At 64.4% G+C, this 24,815-nt stretch carries 20 protein-coding genes and 1 pseudogene; 6 read left to right on the plus strand and 15 right to left on the minus strand.

Annotated elements, in window-relative coordinates:
* Positions 1–84 precede the first annotated feature (84 nt).
* The 5 genes from AC07PQ_RS19500 to arcD (AC07PQ_RS19520) form a co-directional block, all read right to left on the minus strand.
* Entirely contained in the window at positions 85–447 is a 363-nt protein-coding gene (locus AC07PQ_RS19500) for a DUF5064 family protein (protein WP_053262373.1), read from the minus strand.
* A gap of 63 nt (positions 448–510) precedes the next feature.
* Entirely contained in the window at positions 511–1,440 is a 930-nt protein-coding gene (gene arcC / locus AC07PQ_RS19505; protein WP_007926268.1) for a carbamate kinase, read from the minus strand.
* Between the two features lie 145 nt (positions 1,441–1,585).
* Positions 1,586–2,596: an ornithine carbamoyltransferase gene (locus AC07PQ_RS19510; protein ID WP_493186084.1), complete on the minus strand. Its 1,011-nt coding sequence runs from the start codon at positions 2,594–2,596 to the stop codon at positions 1,586–1,588.
* A gap of 68 nt (positions 2,597–2,664) precedes the next feature.
* The gene (arcA, locus tag AC07PQ_RS19515) at positions 2,665–3,921 is read right to left on the minus strand and encodes an arginine deiminase (protein ID WP_493186083.1); all 1,257 of its coding nucleotides are present in this window, start codon (positions 3,919–3,921) and stop codon (positions 2,665–2,667) included.
* Between the two features lie 36 nt (positions 3,922–3,957).
* Positions 3,958–5,385 (minus strand): arginine-ornithine antiporter, encoded by a 1,428-nt coding sequence (gene arcD, locus AC07PQ_RS19520; RefSeq protein WP_493186082.1) that lies wholly within the window; start codon positions 5,383–5,385, stop codon positions 3,958–3,960.
* A gap of 448 nt (positions 5,386–5,833) precedes the next feature.
* On the opposite strand from arcD (AC07PQ_RS19520), the gene arcD (AC07PQ_RS19525) reads away from it, so the two are divergent.
* On the plus strand, positions 5,834–7,261 hold the full coding sequence (gene arcD, locus AC07PQ_RS19525; protein ID WP_087090282.1) for an arginine-ornithine antiporter: 1,428 nt from the start codon (positions 5,834–5,836) through the stop codon (positions 7,259–7,261).
* Positions 7,258–8,115 carry a DNA-3-methyladenine glycosylase family protein gene (locus AC07PQ_RS19530; protein ID WP_493186081.1) on the plus strand — a complete coding sequence of 286 codons (858 nt, stop codon included), beginning with the start codon at positions 7,258–7,260 and terminating at the stop codon, positions 8,113–8,115. The genes arcD (AC07PQ_RS19525) and AC07PQ_RS19530 overlap by 4 nt, the downstream gene beginning before the upstream one ends.
* Positions 8,116–8,294: 179 nt before the next feature.
* Here AC07PQ_RS19530 and AC07PQ_RS19535 read toward each other — a convergent pair whose 3' ends face one another.
* The 10 genes and pseudogenes from AC07PQ_RS19535 to gap form a co-directional block, all read right to left on the minus strand.
* Positions 8,295–9,644, minus strand: a complete 1,350-nt coding sequence (locus AC07PQ_RS19535; protein ID WP_493186080.1) for a CoA transferase — start codon at positions 9,642–9,644, stop codon at positions 8,295–8,297.
* A gap of 183 nt (positions 9,645–9,827) precedes the next feature.
* Positions 9,828–10,583: a methyl-accepting chemotaxis protein gene (locus AC07PQ_RS19540; protein ID WP_371925243.1), complete on the minus strand. Its 756-nt coding sequence runs from the start codon at positions 10,581–10,583 to the stop codon at positions 9,828–9,830.
* Between the two features lie 102 nt (positions 10,584–10,685).
* Positions 10,686–11,966: pseudogene (locus AC07PQ_RS19545) on the minus strand (methyl-accepting chemotaxis protein); the annotation flags it as partial.
* A gap of 218 nt (positions 11,967–12,184) precedes the next feature.
* The gene (locus AC07PQ_RS19550) at positions 12,185–12,586 is read right to left on the minus strand and encodes a YbaN family protein (RefSeq protein WP_007926296.1); all 402 of its coding nucleotides are present in this window, start codon (positions 12,584–12,586) and stop codon (positions 12,185–12,187) included.
* A gap of 136 nt (positions 12,587–12,722) precedes the next feature.
* A complete protein-coding gene (locus AC07PQ_RS19555; RefSeq protein ID WP_007926298.1) occupies positions 12,723–13,331 on the minus strand; it encodes a biliverdin-producing heme oxygenase in 609 nt (202 codons plus the stop codon).
* A 151-nt stretch (positions 13,332–13,482) separates the two neighbouring features.
* Positions 13,483–16,080 carry a TonB-dependent receptor gene (locus tag AC07PQ_RS19560; RefSeq protein ID WP_493186079.1) on the minus strand — a complete coding sequence of 866 codons (2,598 nt, stop codon included), beginning with the start codon at positions 16,078–16,080 and terminating at the stop codon, positions 13,483–13,485.
* Positions 16,081–16,202: 122 nt separating this feature from the next.
* The gene (locus AC07PQ_RS19565; RefSeq protein ID WP_007926304.1) at positions 16,203–17,186 is read right to left on the minus strand and encodes a FecR family protein; all 984 of its coding nucleotides are present in this window, start codon (positions 17,184–17,186) and stop codon (positions 16,203–16,205) included.
* Between the two features lie 103 nt (positions 17,187–17,289).
* Positions 17,290–17,808 (minus strand): RNA polymerase sigma factor, encoded by a 519-nt coding sequence (locus tag AC07PQ_RS19570; protein WP_007926306.1) that lies wholly within the window; start codon positions 17,806–17,808, stop codon positions 17,290–17,292.
* A 74-nt stretch (positions 17,809–17,882) separates the two neighbouring features.
* Positions 17,883–18,347, minus strand: a complete 465-nt coding sequence (locus AC07PQ_RS19575) for a methylglyoxal synthase (RefSeq protein ID WP_007926308.1) — start codon at positions 18,345–18,347, stop codon at positions 17,883–17,885.
* 129 nt (positions 18,348–18,476) lie between these two features.
* A complete protein-coding gene (gap, locus tag AC07PQ_RS19580) occupies positions 18,477–19,481 on the minus strand; it encodes a type I glyceraldehyde-3-phosphate dehydrogenase (RefSeq protein ID WP_007926310.1) in 1,005 nt (334 codons plus the stop codon).
* A 223-nt stretch (positions 19,482–19,704) separates the two neighbouring features.
* On the opposite strand from gap, the gene edd reads away from it, so the two are divergent.
* The 4 genes from edd (at position 19,705) to AC07PQ_RS19600 (ending at position 24,777) form a co-directional block, all read left to right on the plus strand.
* Positions 19,705–21,531: a phosphogluconate dehydratase gene (gene edd, locus AC07PQ_RS19585; protein WP_007926313.1), complete on the plus strand. Its 1,827-nt coding sequence runs from the start codon at positions 19,705–19,707 to the stop codon at positions 21,529–21,531.
* Positions 21,528–22,484 carry a glucokinase gene (locus AC07PQ_RS19590; protein WP_102678987.1) on the plus strand — a complete coding sequence of 319 codons (957 nt, stop codon included), beginning with the start codon at positions 21,528–21,530 and terminating at the stop codon, positions 22,482–22,484. Before edd ends, AC07PQ_RS19590 begins: the two co-directional genes overlap by 4 nt.
* A gap of 102 nt (positions 22,485–22,586) precedes the next feature.
* Positions 22,587–23,318, plus strand: a complete 732-nt coding sequence (locus AC07PQ_RS19595; RefSeq protein WP_007926317.1) for a response regulator — start codon at positions 22,587–22,589, stop codon at positions 23,316–23,318.
* Between the two features lie 31 nt (positions 23,319–23,349).
* Positions 23,350–24,777: an ATP-binding protein gene (locus AC07PQ_RS19600; protein WP_202949040.1), complete on the plus strand. Its 1,428-nt coding sequence runs from the start codon at positions 23,350–23,352 to the stop codon at positions 24,775–24,777.
* Positions 24,778–24,815: the final 38 nt, after the last annotated feature.

Below are 24,815 nucleotides of genomic sequence, written 5' to 3' on the forward strand. Positions count from 1 at the left end.
AGCGGCGTCCTTGAGTTCATCGCGGGCAAGCCTCGCTCCTACAGGTTAAGCGGGCAGGGGAAGCCCGCGACCCACGGGCTGCGGTTACTCGAGGTGTTCGGGGTTGACTGGATCCCCGGATTTCATATTCAACTGCACCCGCACATCCTCAAACATCGCGTCGTAATATTTGTGCAGCGAGCCGATGCTGCTCAGTGCCTTGGGAATCCCATACTTCTCGGCGATTTTCGTCACGTTGCTGGCGAAGTTGTAAGCCTGATCCTTGGGCAGAAAGAACGGTTCATCGAGCTCCTTGCCCTGAATCGTTCCATGCATCTTGAACTGCATCCCTTTGCCTTCCTTGGGGTCCTGCGCGACTTCATAGTCGATACAGATGTTGTAGCTGACATCGTCCTTGGTCAGTGCGTGTCGCTCGATGTGTAAATGACCGGGTTCGAACTGGGCCATGGCTCTCTCCTTTACAAGGCATGGGGAGCGGTGCAGGCCAGCGGCCTGCACCCTGAGTTGCTCTTATCGGTAAGTGATGCCCGGCTGGGCCGTGCTGATGCGCGTACCGGCCTTGCCCTGGACGATCGCTTCGATGTCCGAGAGTGAACCGATCACCGCGACTTTTCCAGTATGGCGGGCGAACTCGCAGGCCGCCTGGACCTTCGGTCCCATGGAGCCGGCGGCGAAGCCGAGCTTTTCCATTTCGTCCGGGTGCGCCTGGGCAATGGCTTTCTGCGACGGCTTGCCCCAGTCGATAAAGGCCGCGTTGACGTCGGTGGCGATCACCAGCAGATCGGCCTCCAGCTGTTCGGCCAGCAGTGCCGAGCACAGGTCCTTGTCGATCACCGCCTCGATGCCCCGGAGCTTGCCATCCTCACCGTACATGGTTGGAATGCCGCCACCGCCGGCGCAGATCACGATGCTGCTCTTTTCCAGCAGCCATTTGATCGGGCGGATTTCAAAGATGCGCTTGGGTTTCGGACTGGCCACCACGCGGCGGTACTTGTCGCCATCGGGGGCGATGGCCCAGCCTTTTTCCTTGGCCAGTTTTTCTGCTTCGTCCTTGCTGTAGACCGGGCCGATGGGCTTGCTCGGGTTCTGGAACGCCGGGTCCTTGGCATCGACCTCGACCTGGGTCAGCAGGGTGGCGAAGGGCACTTCGAAATCCAGCAGGTTGCCCAGTTCCTGTTCGATGATGTAGCCGATCATGCCTTCGGTTTCGGCGCCGAGCACGTCCAGCGGGTAAGGCGACACCGAGGTGTAGGCCGCCGCCTGCAGCGACAGCAGGCCGACCTGCGGACCATTGCCGTGGGCGATCACCAGCTGGTTGCCGGGATGGATCTTGGCGATCTGTTCGGTGGCGATGCGGATATTGGCGCGTTGATTGTCCGCGGTCATGGGTTCGCCCCGGCGGAGCAGGGCGTTGCCGCCCAGTGCGACGACGATACGCATAATGCATTCCTTCCAGAATTCGGTGATCCCGTGGGCGCGTGGCTTGCCTGCGATGGTGGGGTGTCAGGTTGGACGCCTTCGTGGGCGAGCCTCGCGCCTACAGGTCGAGGGCCGACCGCCAGGCGGTCGGCCACGGACGTCGGGGTTACAGGTCGGCCAGGGTCGAGACCAGGATCGCCTTGATGGTGTGCATGCGGTTTTCCGCTTGCTCGAAGGCGATGCAGGCCGGCGACTCGAACACGTCGTCGGTCACTTCGATGCCGTTGGCCAGGTGCGGATACTGCTCGGCGATCTGCTTGCCGACCTTGGTATCGCTGTTGTGGAACGCCGGCAGGCAGTGCATGAACTTGGTCCGTGGGTTGCCGGTGGCCTTCATCAGCTCGGCGTTGACCTGGTACGGCAGCAGTTGCTGGATACGTTCGGCCCAGGCTTCCACCGGCTCGCCCATCGATACCCAGACATCGGTGTGGATGAAGTCGACGCCCTTGACCGCGGCTTTCGTGTCTTCGGTCAGGGTGATGCGGGCACCGCTTTCTTGCGCGTACTGCTTGCAGCGGCTGACCAGGTCGTCATGGGGCCACAGGGCCTTTGGCGCGCAGATGCGCACGTCCATGCCGAGCTTGGCGCCCACCAGCAGCAGGGAGTTGCCCATGTTGTTGCGGGCATCGCCCAGGTAGGCGTAGCTGATGTCGTGGATCGGCTTGTCGGCGTGCTCACGCATGGTCAGCACGTCGGCGATCATCTGGGTCGGGTGGTATTCGTCGGTCAGGCCGTTGAACACCGGCACGCCGGCGAACTTCGCCAGTTCTTCGACGATTTCCTGCTTGAAGCCGCGGTACTCGATGGCGTCGTACATGCGCCCGAGCACGCGGGCGGTGTCCTTCATGCTTTCCTTGTGGCCGATCTGCGACGAGTTCGGGTCGATGTAGGTGACGTTGGCGCCCTGGTCATAGGCAGCGACCTCGAAGGCGCAGCGGGTACGGGTCGAGGTTTTCTCGAAGATCAGGGCGATGTTGTTGCCCTTGAGGTGCTGCTGCTCGGTGCCGGTGTACTTGGCGCGCTTGAGGTCGCGGGACAGGTCGAGCAGGTAGCGCAGCTCGCGCTCGGTGTGGTGTTCGAGGCTGAGCAGGTTACGGTTGTGGATATTGAACGCCATGATGATTCTCCAGGGATTCTGTAATCGGCCCGGCCAGCACCGCAGAGGTGCGGCCGGGGGAAAGTCGTTTAGTAATCGATCGGGTCGCGCACGATCGGGCAGGTCATGCAGTGGCCGCCGCCACGGCCGCGGCCGAGTTCGCTGGCGCTGATGGTGATCACTTCCACGCCGGCCTTGCGCAGCAGGGTGTTGGTGTAGGTGTTGCGGTCATAGCCGATGACCACGCCCGGTTCCAGGGCCACCACGTTGTTGCCGTCGTCCCACTGCTCGCGTTCGGCGGCGAAGCTGTTGCCGCCGGTTTCCACCACGCGCAGTTGCTTGAGGTTCAGGGACTCGGCCACCACCTCGATGAACGATTTGTTCTCCCGTCGCACGTCCATGCCATAGGGCTTGCTGGTGTCGGGGCGGATGACGAACGGCACGATTTCCTTGACCACTTCCGGGAAGACCGTGACCAGGTCGCGGTCGCAGAAGCTGAACACGGTGTCCAGGTGCATCGCCGCGCGGGATTTCGGCAGGCCGGCGACCACGACTTTTTCCACCGCACCCTTGGCGAACAGGGATTGCGCAAGCTGGCCGATGGCCTGGCGCGAGGTCCGCTCGCCCATGCCGATCAGCACCACGCCATTGCCGATCGGCATGACGTCGCCGCCTTCGAGGGTGGCCTGGCCGTGATCCTTGTCCGGGTCGCCGTACCAGACTTCGAAGTCGACGTTGGCGAACTCGGGGTGGAATTTGTAGATGGCGCTGGCCAGCAGGGTTTCCTGGCGCCGGGCCGGCCAGTACATCGGGTTGAGCGTCACGCCGCCGTAGATCCAGCAGGTGGTGTCGCGGGTGAACTGGGTGTTGGGCAGCGGCGGCAGCAGGAAGCTGGAGTGGCCCAGGTAATCGCGGTACATCTTGATCACACTGGCGCCTTCGCTTTCCGGCAGGTCCTCGCCGGCCACGCCGCCGATCAGGAATTCGGCCAGCTTGCGTGGCTCCAGGCTTTCGAGCCAGCTGCGCACTTCGTTGGTCAGGCCGACACCGACGGTGTCGGGGGTGATCTTGCGATCCAGAATCCACTTCAGGGCTTCGGGGTTGTGCACCGTATCGGTCAGCAGGTTGTGCATTTCCAGGACTTCGATCCCACGCTCGCGCATTTTGGTGACGAAGTCGAAATGGTCGCGCTTGGCCTGGTTGACCCAGATCACATCATCGAACAGCAGTTCATCGCAGTTGTTCGGGGTCAGCCGCTGATGGGCCAGGCCTGGGGAGCAAACCATGACTTTGCGCAGTTTGCCGGCTTCGGAATGGACGCCGTACTTAACTTTTTCCGTGGTCATTACCGTGATCCTCCAGAGGTAGAAACAATCGTGCGGTTACAGGGTCAGGAAGCCGTCGTAGAGCCCGTAGGCGGCCAACAGGGCGCCTATGACCACTGCGGCGAAAATCAGCTTCTCGACGTTGGTGAAAATCGGTTTGCCCAACTCCCGCTTGGCCTTGGCGAACAGGATCGCGCCGGGGGCGTAGAGCAGGGCGGAGAGCAGCAGGTACTTGACCCCGCCGGCGTACAGCAGCCAGATCGCGTAGAACAGGGCGATGGAGCCGATCAGCAGGTCTTTCTTGCGTTCGGCCAGGGCCGCTTCGTAGGTTTCGCTGCGCACCGCCAGCAGCACGGCATAGGCCGCCGACCACAGGTAGGGCACCAGGATCATCGAGGTGGCGAGGTAGATCAGCGACAGGTAGGTACTGGCCGAGAACAGGGTGATGACCAGGAAGATCTGCACCATGGCATTGGTCAGCCACAGGGCGTTGACCGGCACGTGGTTGGCGTTCTCGCGGCGCAGGAACTCCGGCATGGTGTGGTCCTTGGCCGCGGCGAACATGATCTCCGCGCACAGCAGCACCCACGACAGCAGTGCCCCCAGCAGCGAGATGATCAGGCCGACGCTGATCAACACCGCGCCCCAGTGGCCGACCACATGCTCGAGCACCGCCGCCATCGACGGGTTCTGCAGCTTCGCCAGCTCCGGCTGGGTCATGATGCCCAGCGACAGCACGTTCACCAGCACCAGGAACAGCAGCACGGTGATGAAGCCGATCACGGTGGCCTTGCCCACGTCCGAGCGTTTTTCCGCGCGGGCGGAGAAGATGCTCGCGCCTTCGATGCCGATGAACACCCACACGGTGACCAGCATCATGTTGCGCACCTGGTTCATCACGCTGCCCAGGTCAGGGTTCTTCACGCCCCAGATGTCCGCGGTGAAGATGTCCAGCTTGAAGGCGAACAGGGCGATCAGTACGAACAGCAGCAGCGGCACCACCTTGGCGACCGTGGTCACCAGGTTGATGAACGCCGCTTCCTTGATCCCGCGCAGTACCAGAAAGTGCACGGCCCACAGCAGCAGCGAGGCGCCGATCACCGCGGCCGGAGTATTCCCCTCCCCAAATAGCGGGAAGAAGTAGCCCAGGGTGCTGAACAAGAGTACGAAGTACCCCACGTTGCCCAGCCAGGCGCTGATCCAGTAGCCCCAGGCCGAAGAAAAGCCCATGTAATCGCCGAAACCGGCCTTGGCATAGGCGTAGACACCACCGTCCAGATCAGGCTTGCGGTTGGCCAGGGTTTGAAACACGAAAGCCAGTGTCAACATACCGACAGCGGTAATAGCCCAGCCAATAAGAACGGCGCCTACATCGGCACTTGCCGCCATGTTTTGTGGCAAGGAAAAGATCCCGCCGCCAATCATCGAGCCGACTACCAAGGCGACTAACGCACCAAGCCGTAGTTTTCCGGGAGTGTCAGACATTGCGTGACTCCATTGCAGGAGAAGAGAGACGTCAGAGTAAATCTGCGAGAAATCCGAACAGCTGATTTAGATCAGGTCATTGCTACATTCCATTGTGAATGAACGACTTAAGCTGTCTTTGCGGAAACCGGTGGGAAGCCTGAAAGCGCCACTCCATAAGGCCTCGGGTTCCAGATGAAAGGTCTTCTCATTGGCGCCAGGTTGAAGCTAGCCCGCTTTCAAGAATGCGCAACTCATTAAAAAGTTATAAGGCTGCCCGGCGCGCTGATGGCATTTAGGTTTTATGCATAATAAAAAGCCAAACTATTCAATATGTTCTGATCCTCGTCATGTCGATTGATCCAAAAAAGATCAATAATTGACTCTTTTAGTCCGTTTCCAATCTGTGGAAGTTAATTAATTTCATATAGTTTGTTGTCGGACAATTGGACCGGACGCAGAGGTAGGCATGCCACAAACCACACAAAAACTGCGACTCGGCGCCTTGATCGCCCTGGTGGTGGGTTCGATGATTGGCGGCGGGATCTTTTCCTTGCCGCAGAACATGGCGGCCCGGGCCGACGCCGGGGCGATCCTTATCGGTTGGGCGATCACCGCCGTGGGCATGCTGACCCTGGCCTTCGTGTTCCAGACCCTGGCCAACCGCAAGCCTGAACTCGACTCTGGGGTGTACGCCTACGCCAAGGCCGGGTTTGGCGACTACATGGGCTTTTCTTCGGCCTGGGGCTACTGGATCAGTGCCTGGCTGGGCAACGTCGGCTACTTCGTGCTGCTGTTCAGCACCCTGGGTTATTTCTTCCCGGTGTTTGGCCAGGGCAACACCCCGGTGGCGATCGCCTGCGCTTCGGTCCTGCTGTGGGCGGTGCACTTTCTGGTGCTGCGCGGGATCAAGGAAGCGGCGTTCATCAACCTGCTGACCACCGTGGCCAAGATCGTGCCGCTGGTGATGTTCATCGTGATTGCCGCGGTGGCGTTCAAGGCGGACATCTTCACCCGCGACATCTGGGGCCGTGGCAACCCGAACTTTGGCGGGGTGATGGACCAGGTGCGCAACATGATGCTGGTCACGGTCTTCGTGTTCATCGGCATCGAAGGCGCCAGCGTCTATTCGGCCCGGGCCGAGAAGCGTGCGGACGTCGGCCGGGCCACGGTGATCGGCTTTATCGGCGTTCTGGCCCTGCTGGTGCTGGTCAACGTGTTGTCCCTGGGGATCATGAGCCAGCCGGAACTGGCGACCTTGCAGAACCCGTCGCTGGCGGCGGTGCTGGAGCGCATCGTCGGTCCCTGGGGCGCGTTGCTGATCAGCGTCGGCCTGGCGGTTTCCCTGCTCGGTGCCTTGTTGTCGTGGGCGCTGCTGTGTGCCGAGATCCTGTTCGCCACGGCCCGCGACCGGACCATGCCGGCCTTCCTGAAAAAGGAAAACGCCAACCATGTGCCGGTCAACGCCCTGTGGCTGACCAACAGCATGATCCAGGTGTTCCTGCTGATTACCCTGTTCTCCGCCGGGACCTACACCAGCCTGATCTACCTCGCGTCGTCGATGATCCTGGTGCCTTACCTGTGGTCGGCGGCCTATGCGGTGTTGCTCAGCGGCCGCGGCGAAACCTACGAGCGGGCCTCGGCCGAGCGCATGAAAGACCTGTGCATCGGTGGCGTGGCCCTGTGTTACGCGGTCTGGCTGTTGTACGCCGGTGGGGTCAAGTACCTGCTGCTGTCGGCCCTGCTGTATGCCCCCGGGGTGATCCTGTTCGCCAAGGCCAAGCGCGAGCAGGGCGAGCCGTTGTTCACCGGTATCGAGAAGGGCATTTTCGCTTGCGTGGTCGCCGGGGCCAGCCTGGCCGCCTATGGCCTGTACAGCGGTGTGCTGTCGCTGTGAGGCTGGTTTACCAGCCGCCCTATGACTGGCCGGCGATGCTGGCCTTTCTCCGGGCGCGGGCCATCGAGGGGTTGGAGACTGTCAGTGGCGACCGCTACTCGCGCAGCATCAGCCTCGATGGCGTACACGGCTGGTTCAGTGTGAGCCCGGGCGACAGCGATGCGCTGGCGCTGACCCTGCACTTTCCCGATCCGCAGGCCCACGCGCGGATCGCTGCGCGCATCCGCCGCCTGCTGGACCTGGATACCGATCTGGCGCCGATTCACCGGCAACTGTCCGCCGATCCGTTGATGGCTCGCTTGATCGCCTCGCGGCCGGGGCTGCGCGTACCCGGTGCCTGGGACGGTTTCGAGCTGGCGGTGCGCGCGGTGCTGGGGCAGCAGATCACGGTGGTGGCGGCCATCCGCCTGGCGGGCAAACTGGTGGCGCAGTATGGCCAGCCATTGAGCTGCAGGGAGGCGCCAGCGGGGTTGAGCCATGTGTTTCCCGAGCCGGGGCGGATGGCGGGCGCCGATCTGGCGAGCCTGGGCATGCCGCGCAGTCGGGGCCGAACCCTGTCCGGCGTGGCGCAGGCGCTACTCGACGATCCGCAGCTGTTTGCCCCCAAGGCCAGCCTCGAACACAGCCTGTCGGCCTTGCGGGCGCTGTGGGGTGTCGGCGACTGGACCGCGCATTACGTGGCCCTGCGCCAGTTCCGTGAAGCGGACGCCTTTCCCGCGGCGGACGTGGGCCTGCTCAACGCCCTGGCGGCGCTCGAAGGCGGACCGGTCAGCGCCAGCCAGTTGCTGGCCCGCGCCGAGGCCTGGCGGCCATGGCGCGGTTACGCGGCGCAGCATTTGTGGACGGCTTTGTAATCTCCCCAGCACCTGTAGCCGCTGCCGAGCCTGCGAGGCTGCGCTCGAGGACGCAGTCCTCGCCAACCCTGCGCACGCGGTATGAATGACGTAACGCGCGGCCTGATTTACGTCCGCTTTGCGGCCGATCGCAGCCTCGCGTTGCTCGGCAGCGGCTACAGGGTTACGCGCCACAGGGCTCACCATTTTGGGCGATGCGCGCCCAGGTCGCTGGCGGGGTAGGCCCATTGCAGGGGCGTGCCGCTGATCTGCAAGGGTACTTGCAGGCGATGGGCCGGGCCCCAGGAGGTCTGCTCCACCAGCAACCCCTGATCGTCCTGGTCTTCGGTGCGCAAGGCGGGCTCGGCGTTGCCAGGGGGGCGCTCGATCAACAGCTTGGCGGTCCGTGCCAGCGACAACCGTGCGCTGCCGACGGCCCCGGTTTTCAGTCGTTCGTTCAGGGTGCGGATCGCGGCGGCGGCCATCAGGTAGCCGGTGGCGTGGTCCAGGGCCTGCACCGGCAGCGGTACGGGTTTATCCGCCTGCTGCCAGCGCTGGCCGGCCTCGGCAATGCCGCTGCTCATCTGCACCAGGCTGTCGAAGCCACGGCGGTTCTGCCAGGGGCCGCTCCAGCCATAGGCGTTCAGGCACACGTCGATCAACCCCGGGGCGAGGTGCTGGCGCTCGGCCGCACCATAGCCCAGGCGTTCCAGGGCATCGGCGCGGTAGCCGTGCAGCAGCAGGTCGGCTTCGCTTAGCAGGCTTTCGAAGACCTGGCGATCGGCGGCGTCGTGCAGATTCAGGCGGGCGCAGCGTTTGCCCAGGGTGACTTCCGGGACCACGCCGGGCTCGTTCCACTCCGGTGGGTCGATGCGCAGCACATCGGCGCCCAGCCCGGCCAGAAAGCGGCTGGCGATGGGACCGGCCAGTACCCGGGTCAGGTCCAGCACCTTGATCCCGGCCAGGGGGCGTGACAGTGATCCGCGCCAGGGCTGCGCGGCGTCTGCACCTTGCTTCACGTAATGCACCAGGGGCTCGGCATTCACGGCCTGCCCCTGGGGATGGGCTTGCCACTCGGCCCAGCTGCGCATTTCCGCAGCACAGCCGCCTGCCTCGACCACCGCCTGCTCCAGGTCGCTCTTGTTCCACTGCGCAACCTTGGCGGCCATGGCCGGACGGTCCGCGACCCGGTCGAGTACCTGTTCGGCCGCCTGGCGATGATGGGGCGCGTTGGTGTGCAGGCGAATCCAGCCGTCCTGGGTGGCGTAGTCGCCGGCGACCGGGTCCCACAGCGGCGGCACGCTCCAGCCCAGCGGACGCAGGGAGGTGGCGAACCAGAAGGAGGCCAGGCGTCGGTCGACGCTCAGGGTGGGCATGCGCCCGGTCTGGCTGAACAACAGCCCGGCCGCCGCCTGGCCGGCCGCGGCGATGCTGGCGCTGGCCAGTTCGGTCACGGCGAAGGCCGAGGGCAGGGCGCCGCCCGAGGTCAAGGCAATCGGGGTAAGAGGCAAGCCCAGCGCGGCTTGAACAGACGACAGCACATCGGTCATTGCAGGCCCTCCGCAAGAGAGGGGGCAGCATAGATCAAAAAAGTGAAGCGCCGCAGCCCCCCGCCCCGTAGGAGCGAAGCTTGCTCGCGATGAACCGGAGAGCGCCGCGTTGAGCCAGTGAGTGCGCGTCATCGTTGGCGACCATCGCGAGCAAGCTTCGCTCCTACAGAATCAGGGGCAAGGTCAAACGCGGAACTGGTCCATCAGCTTCATCTGCTGGGTGGTCAGGGCGTTGAGCTGGCTGCTGACCTGGGCCGATTCGGTGGCCTGCTCGGTGAGGGATTCGGTCACGCTGCGGATCGCTGAAACGTTGCGGTTGACCTCTTCGGCCACCGCGCTCTGCTGTTCGGCGGCGCTGGCGATCTGCAGGTTCATGTCGCTGATCACCGTGACCGCGTCGCTGATCTTGCCCAGGGCCTGCACCGCTTGCTGGATCTGCCCGGCGTTGCTCTGGGCCTGGGCCTGGCTCGAATGCATGGTCGCCACCACGCCCCGGGTGCCGCTCTGGATGCGCTCGATCACCAGGCGGATTTCTTCCACCGAATCCTGGGTGCGCTTGGCCAGGTTGCGCACCTCGTCGGCGACCACCGCGAAGCCGCGGCCGCTTTCCCCGGCGCGCGCCGCTTCGATGGCGGCGTTGAGGGCCAGCAGGTTGGTCTGTTCGGCAATGCTGCGGATCACTTCCAGCACCGAGCCGATTTGTTCGCTGTTGACCGCCAGGGCCTCGACCTCGACCACCGCCTTGCTGACTTCCTCGGCCAGGGTGCTGATGTCGCGGGTGCTGCGTTCGATGATGGTCATGCCGTCCCTGGCCGACTGGTCGGCGCCACGGGCGGCGTTGGCGGCGTTCGAGGCACTGTTGGCGACATCGTGGGCGGTGGCGCTCATTTCGTTGGAAGCGGTGGCCACCTGGTCTATTTCGCGGAACTGCACCTGCATGCCTTCGCTGGTCTGGCGGGCGATCTCCGAGGACTGGTCGGCGGTGCCGCGGGCGTCGGTGATGCTCTGCTTGATCTGCGCGATGGTCGGTTGCAGCTTGTCGAGGAAGCGGTTGAACCAGCCCACCAGCTCGCCCAGTTCGTCTTGCTTGCTGTACTTCAGGCGCTGGGTCAGGTCGCCGTCGCCGCTGGCGATTTCCTTGAGCATCTGCGCGACGCTGTTGATTGGCCGGGTCACGCCGGAGGCGGTCAGCCAGATCAGCAGCAGGCCGATCACGCCGGCGACCGCCGCCACCAGCAGCGACACCAGGGTGCCCTGGGCCTGGGCGTCGTCGAGCACGCCCTGGAGTTTCACGGTGTCGGCCAGCAGCACTTGCTCCGGCAGGTCAATCACCACGCCCCAGGGACGGGCGTCGGCGATCGGGCTGACCGGATACACGGCGCGGATCAGGTCGCCCTGCTTGAGGATTTTCGGGGTATTGCCGGCCAGCAGTTGCAGCACATCCCTGCCTTCGGCGCCAAGGGTGTCGGCGATGCCTTTGCCGACCTTGGCCGTATCGTTGCTGTAGGCCGCGAGGATGCCGCTGCCGGCGACGATCAACATGTGCCCGGCCCCGTCGAACAGCCCGCGCTGGGAGTCGGCGGCCGCGGCCTGCAGGGCATCCAGGGCGATGTCCACGCCGACTACGCCTATGACTTTGCCGTCGACGATCAGCGGCAGGGAAATGGTGGTCATCAGCATCAGCTTGCCGCCCACGGTATCGGCGTACGGGTCCAGCAAGCAGGTGCGCTTGCTGTCGCGCGGGCAGGTGTACCAGCTGTTGTAGGGGGTGCCGCTGACGCTCAGGGTGGTCTTGTTCATGTCCTCTTCGACCATCACCGTGTTCAGCCCGGTGCCGCCGGCACGGCTCCAGTAACTGGCGAAGCGCCCGGCTTCGTTGGAGGCGTGGCCGGCGTCGTTGGCGAACTCGCTGTCCTTGCCGTCGAGGGCGTTGGGCTCATAGGCGAGCCAGATGCCCAGCACCTTGGTGTTGCGTTCGAAGGCGGTTTTCAGGCTGTGGTTGAGCTCTTCACGCAGCGCCGCGGCGTCCAGCGAACGCTTGCCGGCCATGGCCCGCAGGTCGTTGATCTGGTCGGCCAGGGCGGTGATCACCAGCAGGCTCTCGCCAAAGGTTTTCTGTACCCGCACCGCCTGCTCCGCAGCCCTGGCCTGCAGCAGGTTCTGCACGCTGTCGGTGAGCATTCGCGAGCTGGAGCTGCTGACCAATTGATCGTTCTGGTTGGTCTGGTAGATGTTCATCCCGACGATCAGGCCCACCACGCCGAGCAGGCAGAGTCCGGACAACAGCACGATTTTCAGGCGAATGGACAGAGAGTCGAACATGGGGCGATCTCGCGAATGGATAGGGGGGAGCGGTGAGTCGGATGACTCCGGTCGCCAAGTCCATTCAGCGCCATGCCCGGAACATCGGCTTGGGCGGCATTTGTCTGAGAAAAAGCCGACGAGCGGTCATGTGTTTGACATAAACGAGGAACAGGGCGATTTCGCTGGAGGGCATGTCGCGAGCAGCCGAACGTCGACCGGCTGCTCTTGCAGAGGAATCAAGAGGCCTGGGCCAGAGCCTCCGGGCGCGACCAGATCCACAGGTTGCCCAGGCCCATGCCGGCCAGTGCCAGGTACAGGGTCCAGTGATGGTTGAGCAGGCTCAGCATCAGGCCGGCGCACAGCAGCATGCTGACGGTGGCGCTGACCTTGGCCCGGCGGCTGACGATCCGGCCGTTGCGCCAGTTGCTCAGGATGGGGCCGAACAGGCGATGGTTTTCCATCCAGGCGCTCAGGCGTGGCGAGCTCTTGGTCGCGGCCCAGGCGGCGAGGAGCACGAACTCGGTGGTCGGCAGGCCGGGGACGACGATGGCGATCAGGCCGATGGCCAGGCTGATGTAAGCCAGGCAGCCGAAGAACAGGCGGGAGGCCTTGGACGGGGATCGGGTTGTGCCGGTCATGGGTTCGATGATGAGGTGACGAGCATGGGGCTCAATCCACAAAAGGTGGGAATAACGGCTGACGCCAGCGGGTTCGTTCCTGCAGCGGGCGTGAGTCTACGCCTTCAATACAGGAACGAGGGTGCCGGCGAAAAAATCAGGCCAGTTCAGGCGCCGTGTCGTAGGCCTTTTCCAGCAGCACGGTAAAGCGGTTGAAGGCATCCAGCGCGCCTTTTTCCGCCGCGGCTTCCTCTTCGGCACTGAACGCCAGGCCATCGAGGGTGCGGGTGAAGGTTTTCCAGCCTTCGGCGCGACCGCCGGCCGGCTCGCCCAGGTGCCGGGCACCGAAGGTTTCGCCGAGGCCCAGGCCCACCGCGCGCTTGATCAGGAACGCCGCGCCGAGCTTGGAGCCCTCGGAGACGAACAGCCAGCCCAGGGCCTCGGCCTTGCTCGGGTTCTGCACCGCGCCCGCCACCGGGGCCGGGACTTCGGTGTCCAGGTCCGCCAGGTCGGCCTTGGCCGCTTCGGCGCGGCAACGTTCTGCCAGGTCCGGGACGATGGCGATCAGCGCGGGGTCGTTGTACAGGGCGACCAGTTCGGACTGGAACAGGTACTGGGCGACGACGAAACGGGCAAAGCTGCTGGCGCTTTCGAATGGCGCGTGGGCCTTGACCAGGGCGTCGAGCCTGGCATGGGGTTCGTGGGTGATCTGGTTCAGGCGCTGGGAGCGCAGGCTCGGGCGCTGTGGGGAATCCTGGGTGGTCATGACGATGTCCTTGGTCAATGGAAATGAGAGCTGCTTAAAAATAAGAGCGGCTTGAAATGAGAAGCACTTGCTAACTAGACGAACAAGTAGACGCGGCACAGTAAAAAATCCTCACTGCGCCCCATCGAAAAGCGCAGTGAGGCAGACCGGATCAGATGTCCCAGATCAGGTTGACCGCGAAGTTGCGGCCCGGCTGGGTCAGGCGGTCGAGGTTGGCCGGGCTCAGCACGGCGGCTTCGCCGACGCTGTCGTAGCCGCGCACGTCATCCCACAGCCAGTACTTCTTGTCGGCCAGGTTGTAGATACCGGCGCTGACGGTGACGTCGTCGCTGACCTTGTAGAAGCCGGTCAGGTCGAGCACGCCGTAGCCCGGGGTCTTGAACTGGCTGCTGGTGCCATCCGGGGTCTTGAAGCTGCTGCTGTCGACGCGGTCCTTTTTCTTCACCAGGGTCCAGCTGAGCAGGGCGCCGTAGTGGTCTTGGTCGTAGCCCAGGCCGAACACGCCGGTTAGCGGGTTGACCGCGTTCAAGGGTTCGCCGGTGTCGTTGTTGCGACCGTAGGCATAGGCCACCGAACCCTGGGTGTACAGGCCCTGCGGCGCGCCCAGGGCGTCGAGGTTGAGCCGGCCTTTGACTTCCACGCCCTTGATGGTGGCGTGCTTGATGTTGTTGCTCTGGAATGTCAGTTCGTCGTAGCCCGGGGTCACCGCGTCTTCGTTGATGAAGTCGCGGTACTTGTTATAGAACACCGCCACGTCGAAGTTGCCGGACTCGAAGTTGCCGCGCAGGCCGGTTTCATAGCTCTGGCTTTTCTCCGGCTTGAGGTTCGAGTTCGGCGCCACGCGGTAACCGGTGGTGGTGTTCTCGAAGCGGCCGTACAGCGCCTTGGCGGTCGGGGTGCGGAACCCTTCGGCGTACTGGCCGTACCAGGTGTACTGGTCGCTCAGGGCATAGGTCAGGCCGAACTTGGGCGATACCCGGTGCCAGGTCTTGTTCTGGTCGCTCACCTCACCATTGCCATCGGCGGCCACGGTGTTGAGGAACTCCTGGGTGATGTGCGGTTTGAGCTGGGTGTAGTCGTAGCGCAGGCCCGGCAGGAAGGTCCACTGGTTCCAGCTGATCTGGTCCTGGGCGAACAGGCTGTAGGTGTTGATGGTCGGGTCGGGGAAGTCGCTGGACTTCTTCAGCACGTCGGAGGGGCTGATGGCGCCGACCGCTGTGCAACCGCGACCGACCGCCAGGCAGGTGCCGCTGCCACTGCGCGAGCCGGTGACCTTTTCCTGCTTGATGGTGGTGCCGTAGGTCAGCAGGTGCTCGGTTTCACCGATGGCGAAGGCCTTGTCGGCCTGGGCGTCGAAGACCCACTGTTTTTCCTGGTAGAGGGTTTCGCGGCTGCGCATGACGTTGCGGCTGAACGGGAAGTAGTTTTCCAGGGTGCTCTGGTCGGTCTTGGCGATCTGGTAGTTCAGGCTCCACTTCACGTGGTCGGCCAGAAGGCTGTCGAGGGCGAAGTTGTTGTCCAGGCCGAAGCGTTCGCGGGTGATGGTGTCGTTACCGGTGCGCGAGCGGTACATGCCCAGCGGTTGGCCGGCGTTGAACGGGCCGCCCACGGCGCTCTTCTGGTTGGTGTCGCGGTCGTCCTTGTACTTCTCGTAGGTCAGGCCCAGGCGCGCGTCGTCGGCATAGTTCCAGCCGGCCTTGGCCAGCACGTTGCTGGTGCGCACGTCTTCCGGGTTGGCGGCGGTACGCGCCAGGCCGGTGCCGTTGTGGCTGCCATAGGAGTCGGTCTCGTGGCCGTCGCGCTGGCTGAAGTGCAGCAGGCCGTCGAACTGACCACTGCGTCCAGCCACAGTGGCGGATTTCAGCCAGCTGTCGTCGGCCGAGCTGTAGCCGGTCTTCAGGCGGGCGCCGACGTCTTTACCGGGCTTGATGATGTCGTCCGGGTCGAGGGTGAAGTAGCTGACCGCGCCGCCGATGGCGTTGCTGCCATACAGCACCGAGGCCGGGCCGCGGAGGATCTCCACGCGCTTGATGATTTCCGGGTCGACGTAATTGCGCTGGGTCTTGGCATAGGGGCCGTTGAAGAAGCCGTTGGGAATCTCCACGCCGTCGACCTGGGTCAGGACACGGTCGCCGTCGATGCCGCGGATGTTGTAGCCGCTGATGCCACCGCCGCGCTGGCCGGCGCCGCCGACCGAAACGCCCGGCTCGTAGCGCACCAGATCCTTGATGGTGTTGACGTTGTTGCGGTCCAGGTCCTGGCGGTCATGCACGGTCACGGTGCTGGGCACGCTGCTGACGTCCTGTTCCTGGCGCGTGGCGCTGATGGTCACCTGTTGCAGGTTCAGGGCGCCGCCGCTGGCGCGTTTTCCCAGGACGATGTTGTTGGCGCCCAGCTTGCGGTAGCTCAGGTTGGTGCCCATCAGCAGGCGGTCCAGGGCTTTTTCCGGTGGCAGCGAACCGCGCACGCCCGGGGAAGCGATGCCTTCGCCCAGTTCCGCCGGCAGGCCGACCTGCCAGCCGGTGACGGCGGTAAAGGCGTTCAGCGCCGACACCAGCGGCTGCTGGTCGATGGCGAAGCTGTAGTCGCCCATGTTGCGCGCCGGCAGGGCCTTGGCCCCGGCGGTGGCGGCCAGGACTGGCGCGGCCCCGGCCAGCAGGATGGCGGCGGTCAGCAGGGACAGCGTGCAGTTCTGCAGGCGGACCTGGCGGGAGGATGAAGAGGACCGGCTGTTGAGGCGAGAGGACATCGATAGCGCTCCGTGTCGCACGAATCTTTATAGGTGCTGATTCGTCATTTTTAATGCGAATCAATTGCATTGGCTATAACGAGACGAACGACCGACAGCGATCGCGTAAAAATAAATGCGCTTTAGTTGAGGATGACCAGCGCCGGGAATTCCTGCAGGCGCGCCGAGGTGATGTGAGCCAGGGAGCGCACCACGTCCAGCGGCTGGTCGAGGCGGTAATTGCCGGTGACCGCGACATCGGCCAGGCGCTCGTTGTTGTTGACGATCCAGCCCGGGTAATACCGACGCAATTCGGCCAGCACCTGGTTCAGCGGGCAGTTCTCGAACACCAGCCGGCCCTGGACCCAGGCCAGGTCCTTGTCGAGGTCGAGCTTGGCCGGGCGGTCGAAACCGTTGGGGCCGATGCGGATGCTTTCGCCGGCCGACAGGCGCACCCGGGCATCGTCGTGGGTGGCGCGCAGATCGACATCGCCGCGCTGCACCCGCACCTGGGCCACGCCGTCCAGGTAACGCACGGCGAAGGCGGTGTCGCGCACGCTGGCGCGTACCGGGCCGGCGTCGAGTTCCAGTGGCTGGCCGCGGCTGGCGGGGATCTCGAAGAAGGCTTCGCCCTGGTACAGGCGGGCCACGCGCTGGCGCTCGTCGATGCTGCTGGAGAAGGCCGAGTTGGTGTTGAGCAGGACTTTCGAGCCGTCCTCCAGTTGCAGGCGCTGGCGCTCGCCGACCACGGTCAGGTGGTCGGCCTGCAGGCGCAGGGGCAGGTTGCTGAAACTGAACAGGCCGAGGATCAGCACCGCCGCGGTCGCCAGGGGCCGCCAGTGCGGACGCAGGCGCGACAGCAGGCTGAGCTTGGTTTTTTGCGTGTCCAGGTTTTGCGCGCAGCGCACCACTTGCGGGCCGTTCCAGATCGCCTGGGCCTTGTCGAAGGCTGCGCTGTGCAGGGGCGAGGCGTTCAGCCAGTCGTGGAATTGCCGGGTCTGCTCGGGGCTCGGGTTCTCCAGCAGGATCAGCCAGTCCAGGGCCTGGTCCATGGCCTGATCCGCAGTACGGCGAGTGGCTGTTTCCCCGTCCTGGGCGGTCGGCTGGGTGCGGTGGATGTCCGTCACGGGTGTTCCTCGGCTGTGTCTGTGCACGGCTGTTTTTTAGATGGAGAGCGCAGGGCGGTCAAGGGTAGCAAAGGGCCGCGGCTGACGCTCGCCCGGCTGGGCCTCAATGACCGTTCAAGCGCTCGGCGACGCCGATGCAGATGGCCATGATCAGCTTCAGTTCTTTTTGTACCGTGCTTTGGGAGACCTCGAGTTTCTCGGCGATTTCCAGGTAGCTGTGGCCGTGCAGGCGGCTGAGGATGAAGATCTGCTGTTGGCGCGGGCTGAGTTGGGCAAGGCTCATGTTCAGGCGTTCCAGCAACTGTTCGGCATGGGCGGCATCCTCGGCGCTGCTCAGGGGCGCGGCCACGCTTTCGACCACGTCCACCGGCACGTCTTCGAGCAGGGTGCGGGCCTGGATGCGTCGCGCACGCAGGTGGTCGAGCGCCAGGTTGCGGGCGGTCTGGAAGACGAAGGGTTCGAGGTGGTCGATGGCCCGTTCGCTCAGGGCCCGGGTCACCCGCAGGTAGGTTTCCTGCAGCAGGTCCTCGGCGGTGCTGTGGTTGTTGACCATCCGCTCCAGCGTGCGCAGCAGCGAAACGCGCTGGGTGAGAAAGACGTGATTGAAGCGGGATTGGCTCACAACAGGACCTGGCTGATTTTTTTCAGTAGATGATAATGCTTATCATCTACGTCGAAGGTCAAGCCCTGAGTGAATCATCGACGCCCGGAGAGGTAGGCCGGGTAGTCCGGAATCCGGTAGCTGTGCGCCTGCTCCATCAGCGGGCTGCTGAGCAGGTAGTCGGCGCTGCATTCGTTGCAGGCCACGGGAATGTTCCAGACCGCCGCGACCCGTAGCAGGGCCTTGATGTCCGGATCGTGGGGCTGGGGTTCGAAGGGGTCCCAGAAGAACACCAGCATGTCCACCCGCTGCTCGGCGATCCGCGCGCCGAGTTGCTGGTCGCCGCCCAGGGGGCCGCTGATCATGCTTTCCACCGGCAGGCCGAGACGTTTGTGCAGCAACTGGCCGGTGGTGCCGGTGGCCAGCAGATCGTGCTCGGCGAGCCGGTCTTTCTGCCGCTCGGCCCAGTCGAGGAGGAAACTCTTGCAATGGTCGTGGGCCACCAGGGCGATGCGCTTGCGCGCCGCCATGCTGGCCTGGGTGAAGCTGATACCGATCATCGGTGGTGGCTCCGGGAGGGAGAGAGTCTGCAGGAGCTGCCGAGGCTGCGATCTTTGCGCGCTTGAACCTCGAATGTGAAGATCAAAAGATCGCAGCCTGCGGCAGCTCCCGCGCCGCAGGCCGTGGGTTTACTCGGCGCTGCACAGGGCCAGGCAGTTATCCAGCATGCGGTTGGAGAAGCCCCACTCGTTGTCGTACCAGGCCAGGACCTTGAGCAGCTTGCCGCCGCTGACCTTGGTGTGATTGGCGTCGAAGATCGACGACAGCGGGTTGTGGTTGAAGTCGCTGGAGACCAGCGGCAGGCTGTTGTAGCCGAGGATCTTCGAGTGCTGGCTGGCGCTCTTGAGCAGGGCGTTGACCTCCTCGGCGGTGGTGTTGCGCTTGAGCTGCACGGTCAGGTCCACCAGCGATACGTTGATCACCGGGACGCGCACCGCCATGCCGGTCAGCTTGCCCGCCAGCTCCGGCAGCACCAGGCCCACGGCTTCGGCCGCGCCGGTCTTGCTCGGGATCATGTTCTGGGTGGCCGAACGGGCGCGGTACGGATCGCTGTGGTAGACGTCGGTCAGGTTCTGGTCGTTGGTGTAGGCGTGGATGGTGGTCATCAGCCCGCTTTCGATGCCCAGCTCGCGGTTCAGCACCTGGGCCACCGGCGCCAGGCAGTTGGTGGTGCACGAAGCGTTGGAAATGATCTGGTGCGACTGGCGCAGAATGTCGTGGTTCACGCCATACACCACGGTGGCGTCGGCGCCTTTGGCCGGGGCGGAAATAATCACTTTGCGGGCGCCGGCGCTGAGATGGGCGGCGGCCTTGGCACGGTCGGTAAACAGACCGGTGCATTCGAATACTACGTCAATCTTCTCGGCGGCCCAGGGCAGTTCGGCCGGATTGCGGATGGCGCTGACGGCGATCCGGTCGCCGTTGACGGTCAGGCTTTCCTGATCGTGCTGCACCTCGGCATCGAAGGTGCCGTGGACGGTGTCGTATTTGAGCAGGTGGGCATTGATCGAGCTATCACCCAGATCGTTGATGGCGACGATCTGCAGATCCTGACGATAGCCTTGGGTATAAAGTGCGCGCAGGACGTTGCGGCCGATGCGGCCAAAACCATTGATTGCGATTCGTAGAGTCATTAGAAAAGCGCCCGCCGTAGTTTTGTTGTTGGAATTACAAGATTATTCGCAAAAAAATAGAAAACAAGCCTTTTTGATGGCAATATTTTGTTTTATCTACAACGAGTGACCTGAATCAACTGGTCCAAATGGTCAAGAAACCCTCTGCCATCCCCTGTGCCGCGGGCGTTTTGACCAGCATAGACAAACAGGTCGCCACATCCGTTAGCCTGGAGTTCTACACATGCATCCCCGCGTTCTTGAGGTCACCGAACGGCTTGTCGCCCGCAGTCGCGCCACTCGCGAGGCTTACCTCGCCCTGATCCGCGGCGCCGCCAGCGATGGCCCGCAACGGGGCAAGCTGCAGTGTGCGAACTTCGCCCACGGCGTTGCCGGCTGCGGCTCGGAAGACAAGCACAGCCTGCGCATGATGAATGCCGCCAACGTGGCAATTGTTTCGTCATATAACGACATGCTCTCGGCGCACCAGCCGTACGAGCACTTTCCCGAACAGATCAAGAAGGCCCTGCGCGAGATGGGCTCGGTCGGCCAGTTCGCCGGCGGCACGCCCGCCATGTGCGATGGCGTGACCCAGGGCGAGGCCGGCATGGAGCTGAGCCTGCCGAGCCGCGAGGTGATCGCACTGTCCACCGCGGTGGCCTTGTCCCACAACATGTTCGACGCCGCGCTGATGCTCGGCATCTGCGACAAGATCGTCCCGGGCCTGATGATGGGCGCGTTGCGCTTCGGCCACCTGCCGACCATCTTCGTCCCGGGCGGGCCGATGCCTTCGGGCATTTCCAACAAGGAAAAGGCCGACGTGCGCCAGCGTTACGCCGAGGGCAAGGCGAGCCGCGAAGAGCTGCTGGAATCGGAGATGAAGTCCTACCACAGCCCGGGCACCTGCACCTTCTACGGCACCGCCAACACCAACCAGCTGCTGATGGAAGTCATGGGCCTGCACTTGCCGGGCGCGTCCTTCGTCAACCCTTACACACCACTGCGTGACGCCCTGACCCATGAGGCGGCGCAGCAGGTCACCCGCCTGACCGCGCAGAGCGGCAACTTCACGCCGATCGGCGAGATCGTCGACGAGCGTTCGCTGGTCAACTCTATCGTCGCCCTGCACGCCACCGGCGGTTCGACCAACCACACCCTGCACATGCCGGCGATTGCCCAGGCCGCGGGCATCCAGCTGACCTGGCAGGACATGGCCGACCTCTCCGAGGTGGTGCCGACCCTGTCCCACGTCTATCCGAACGGCAAGGCCGACATCAACCACTTCCAGGCCGCGGGCGGCATGGCGTTCCTGATCCGCGAACTGCTGGAAGCCGGCCTGCTCCACGAAGACGTCAATACCGTGGCCGGCCGTGGCCTGAGCCGCTACACCCAGGAGCCGTTCCTGGACAACGGCAAGCTGGTGTGGCGCGACGGCCCGATCGAAAGCCTCGACGAAAACATCCTGCGCCCGGTGGCCCGCGCGTTCTCGCCGGAAGGCGGCCTGCGGGTGATGGAAGGCAACCTCGGTCGCGGGGTGATGAAAGTCTCCGCCGTGGCGTTGCAGCACCAGATCGTCGAAGCGCCGGCGGTGGTGTTCCAGGACCAGCAGGACCTGGCCGATGCGTTCAAGGCCGGCGAGCTGGAAAAAGACTTCGTGGCGGTGATGCGCTTCCAGGGCCCGCGCTCCAACGGCATGCCGGAACTGCACAAGATGACGCCGTTCCTCGGTGTGTTGCAGGACCGCGGCTTCAAGGTCGCGCTGGTTACCGACGGGCGCATGTCCGGGGCCTCGGGCAAGATCCCGGCGGCGATCCACGTCAGCCCGGAAGCCCAGGTCGGCGGCGCGCTGGCGCGAGTACGCGACGGCGACATCATTCGCGTGGATGGCGTAAAGGGCACGCTGGAGCTTAAGGTAGACGCCGACGAATTCGCCGCCCGCGAGCCGGCCAAGGGCCTGCTGGGCAACAACGTCGGCAGCGGCCGCGAATTGTTCGGTTTCATGCGCATGGCCTTCAGCTCGGCGGAGCAGGGCGCCAGCGCCTTTACCTCTGCCCTGGAGAACCTTAAGTGAAGTTAGCGCTGGTCGGTGACATTGGTGGAACCAATGCGCGTTTTGCGTTGTGGAAAGACCAGCGCCTGGAGTCGATCCAGGTGCTGGCGACGGCGGACCACGCCAGCCCGGAAGAAGCCATCGGCGTCTACCTGGGCGGCCTCGGCCTGGCGCCGGGTGCGATCGGTGCGGTGTGCCTGTCGGTGGCCGGCCCGGTCGGCGGCGACGAATTTCGTTTTACCAACAACCATTGGCGCCTGAGCCGCAAGGCCTTCTGCCAGACCTTGCAGGTCGATGAGCTGCTGCTGGTCAATGACTTCTCGGCCATGGCCCTGGGCATGACCCGCCTGCAGCCCGGCGAGTTCCGGGTGGTTTGCGAAGGCACCGCCGAGCCGTTGCGCCCGGCGGTGGTGATCGGGCCGGGCACCGGCCTGGGCGTCGGCACCCTGCTGGATCTGGGCGAAGGCCGCTGGGCCGCCTTGCCGGGCGAGGGCGGGCATGTCGACCTGCCGTTGAGCAGCCCGCGGGAAACCCAGTTGTGGCAGCACCTCTACAGCGAGATCGGCCACGTCAGCGCCGAGACCGCGCTCAGCGGCGGCGGCTTGCCCCGGGTGTACCGGGCGATCTGCGCGGTGGACGGGCACGAGCCGTTGCTCGATACCCCGGAAGCCATCACCGCCGCGGGCCTGGCCGGCGACCCCATCGCCCTGGAAGTGCTCGAGCAGTTCTGCTGCTGGCTGGGCCGGGTGGCGGGCAACAACGTGTTGACCACGGGTGGGCGCGGTGGCGTGTACATCGTTGGTGGGGTGATCCCGCGGTTCGCCGACTTTTTCGTCGAAAGCGGTTTTGCCCGTTGTTTTGCCGACAAGGGCTGCATGAGCGATTACTTCAAGGGCATTCCTGTGTGGCTGGTGACGGCGCCGTACTCGGGCCTGACCGGTGCCGGGGTGGCGCTGGAGCAGGCGTTCGCCTGATCCAGTTCTACCTCTGTAGCCGCTGCCGAGCCTTGGTATCTACGTTTCGTTGATCGGTAAGGCATAATCCGGCCCCATCCATAACAACAAAGGACGGCCCGCGTGAGTTCAGTCAGTAAGTCGATCTTGTTGGTTGATGACGATCAGGAAATCCGCGAGCTGCTGGAGACCTACCTCAGTCGCGCCGGCTTCCAGGTCCGCAGCACGCCCAACGGCGCCGGCTTTCGCCAGGCGCTGAACGAGGCGCCGAGCGACCTGGTGATTCTCGACGTGATGCTGCCGGACGAAGACGGCTTCAGCCTGTGCCGCTGGATTCGCCAGCATCCGCGGGTCGGCCAGGTGCCGATCATCATGCTCACCGCCAGCTCCGACGAAGCCGACCGGGTGATCGGCCTGGAGTTGGGGGCCGACGATTACCTGGGCAAGCCCTTCAGCCCCCGGGAATTGCAGGCGCGGATCAAGGCCCTGTTGCGCCGTGCGCAGTTCGGCCAGGAGCGCGCCGGTGGCGAGGTGCTGTGCTTCGACGAGTGGCGCCTGGACATGGTTAGCCACCGGCTGTTCCACAACGACGGCGAGGAAGTGATCCTTTCTGGCGCCGACTTCGCCCTGCTCAAGCTGTTCCTCGACCACCCCCAGGAAATCCTCGACCGCGACACCATCGGCAATGCCACCCGCGGCCGTGAGCTGATGCCCCTGGACCGTATCGTCGACATGGCGGTCAGCCGCCTGCGCCAGCGCCTGCGCGACACCGAGAAGCCGCCGCGGCTGATCCGCACCGTGCGCGGCAGCGGTTACCAGTTGGCAGCCAATGTGGTTGCCGGCAATGCTCACTGAGTGGCCGCGCAAGTTGCTGGCGCGGGTGCCGGTGCCGCGTTCGCTGCTGGGCCGGATGTTGCTGCTGACGCTGCTGGCGGTGTTGTTCGCGCAAACCTTGTCCAGTGTGATCTGGGTGTCGCAATTGCGCGCCACCCAGCTCGAAGGCCTGGTCACCAGCGCCCGCAGCCTGGCCCATTCGATGACCGCCAGCGTCAGCTACTTTCGCTCGCTGCCGGTGGCGTACCGGCCGCTGGTGCTCGACCAGTTGCGCAGCATGGGCGGCACCCGTTTTGTCGTGACCCTCAACGACAAGCCGCTGGGCATGGAAGTGCTGCCCATCACGCCACGCAAGCAGGCGGTGCTCAAGGCGGTGGAGGAAGTGCTGCGCCAGTCCCTGGGCAACGACGCCTACATCTCGGTGACCTTCGTCAGCCCCGAGGATCTGCGGATTTTCAATGGCGGTCTGAAACTCGATGAGTTGCCGCGTTCCTGGGCCCACTACGCCCTGACCCTGGAGCCGGTGAACCCGCCGGTGCTGGTCACCCAGATCCAGATGGCGCCGGGTGAGTGGCTGTACATCGCCTCGCTGTTGCCCGAGCCCTACACCAGCCTCGAAGAGCAGGGGCTGCCGGCGCAGCAGGTGTGGTTCATCGTGCTCACCAGCGGTTTCCTGCTGTTGTTCATCGGCCTGCTGGTGCATTGGCAGAGCCGGCCGCTCAAGCGCCTGGCGCGGGCCGCGCGGGACATGTCCCTGGGCGCCGATGTGCAGCCGGTGGCCGAAGGCGGCGGCAGCGAAGTGGTGGAAGTCGGCCGGGCCTTCAATGCCATGCGCGAGCGCATCAGCCGTTACCTGACCGAGCGCAGCCAGTTGTTCAGTGCGATTTCCCACGACCTGCGCACGCCCATCACCCGGCTGCGGCTGCGGGTCGAACTGCTGGAGGACGAGCAGTTGCAAACCAAGTTCGGCCGCGACCTGGATGAGCTGGAATTGCTGGTCAAGGGCGCGCTGCAATGCGTCAAGGACACCGATATCCACGAGAACATCGAGCCGGTGGACCTCAACCAGGTGCTCGACTGCCTGGTGGAACCTTACCTGGCGCCCAACGGCAACGGCCGCGTGACCCAGCAGGGGCGGGCGCTGGCGCCTTATCCGGGCAAGCCCCTGGCGCTCAAGCGCTGCATGGGCAACCTGATCGACAACGCGCTGAAGTACGGGCAGAACGCCCACCTGCACATCGACGACGATGCCAATGCGTTCATCCTGCATGTCGACGACGAAGGCCCGGGCGTGCCGGAGCAGCGCCTGGAGCAGGTGTTCGAGCCGCACTTTCGCCTGTCCGGCCAGCAGCAGGGCTACGGCCTGGGCCTGGGCATCGCGCGCAACATCGCCCACAGCCATGGCGGCGAGGTGAGCCTGCAGAACCTGCGCGAAGGCGGTTTGCGCGTAACCCTGTACCTGCCGCGCTCCATGGATTGATGCTTTCGTAGCCGCTGGCGAAGCCTGCGCCCGGCCGC

It is taken from the genome of Pseudomonas sp. GW821-FHT09E12, assembly GCF_059416085.1.

Bases quoted from the DNA above. Each gene is read 5' to 3' on its own strand.
- AC07PQ_RS19510 (WP_493186084.1), bottom strand. From the start codon at position 2,596: ATGGCGTTCAATATCCACAACCGTAACCTGCTCAGCCTCGAACACCAC.
- AC07PQ_RS19535 (WP_493186080.1), bottom strand. From the start codon at position 9,644: ATGACCGATGTGCTGTCGTCTGTTCAAGCCGCGCTGGGCTTGCCTCTT.
- AC07PQ_RS19575 (WP_007926308.1), bottom strand. From the start codon at position 18,347: ATGATCGGTATCAGCTTCACCCAGGCCAGCATGGCGGCGCGCAAGCGC.
- AC07PQ_RS19555 (WP_007926298.1), bottom strand. From the start codon at position 13,331: ATGACCACCCAGGATTCCCCACAGCGCCCGAGCCTGCGCTCCCAGCGC.
- AC07PQ_RS19540 (WP_371925243.1), bottom strand. From the start codon at position 10,583: ATGCAGGTGCAGTTCCGCGAAATAGACCAGGTGGCCACCGCTTCCAAC.
- AC07PQ_RS19550 (WP_007926296.1), bottom strand. From the start codon at position 12,586: ATGACCGGCACAACCCGATCCCCGTCCAAGGCCTCCCGCCTGTTCTTC.
- AC07PQ_RS19500 (WP_053262373.1), bottom strand. From the start codon at position 447: ATGGCCCAGTTCGAACCCGGTCATTTACACATCGAGCGACACGCACTG.
- AC07PQ_RS19560 (WP_493186079.1), bottom strand. From the start codon at position 16,080: ATGTCCTCTCGCCTCAACAGCCGGTCCTCTTCATCCTCCCGCCAGGTC.
- arcC (WP_007926268.1), bottom strand. From the start codon at position 1,440: ATGCGTATCGTCGTCGCACTGGGCGGCAACGCCCTGCTCCGCCGGGGC.
- edd (WP_007926313.1), top strand. From the start codon at position 19,705: ATGCATCCCCGCGTTCTTGAGGTCACCGAACGGCTTGTCGCCCGCAGT.
- arcD (WP_087090282.1), top strand. From the start codon at position 5,834: ATGCCACAAACCACACAAAAACTGCGACTCGGCGCCTTGATCGCCCTG.
- arcD (WP_493186082.1), bottom strand. From the start codon at position 5,385: ATGTCTGACACTCCCGGAAAACTACGGCTTGGTGCGTTAGTCGCCTTG.
- gap (WP_007926310.1), bottom strand. From the start codon at position 19,481: ATGACTCTACGAATCGCAATCAATGGTTTTGGCCGCATCGGCCGCAAC.
- arcA (WP_493186083.1), bottom strand. From the start codon at position 3,921: ATGACCACGGAAAAAGTTAAGTACGGCGTCCATTCCGAAGCCGGCAAA.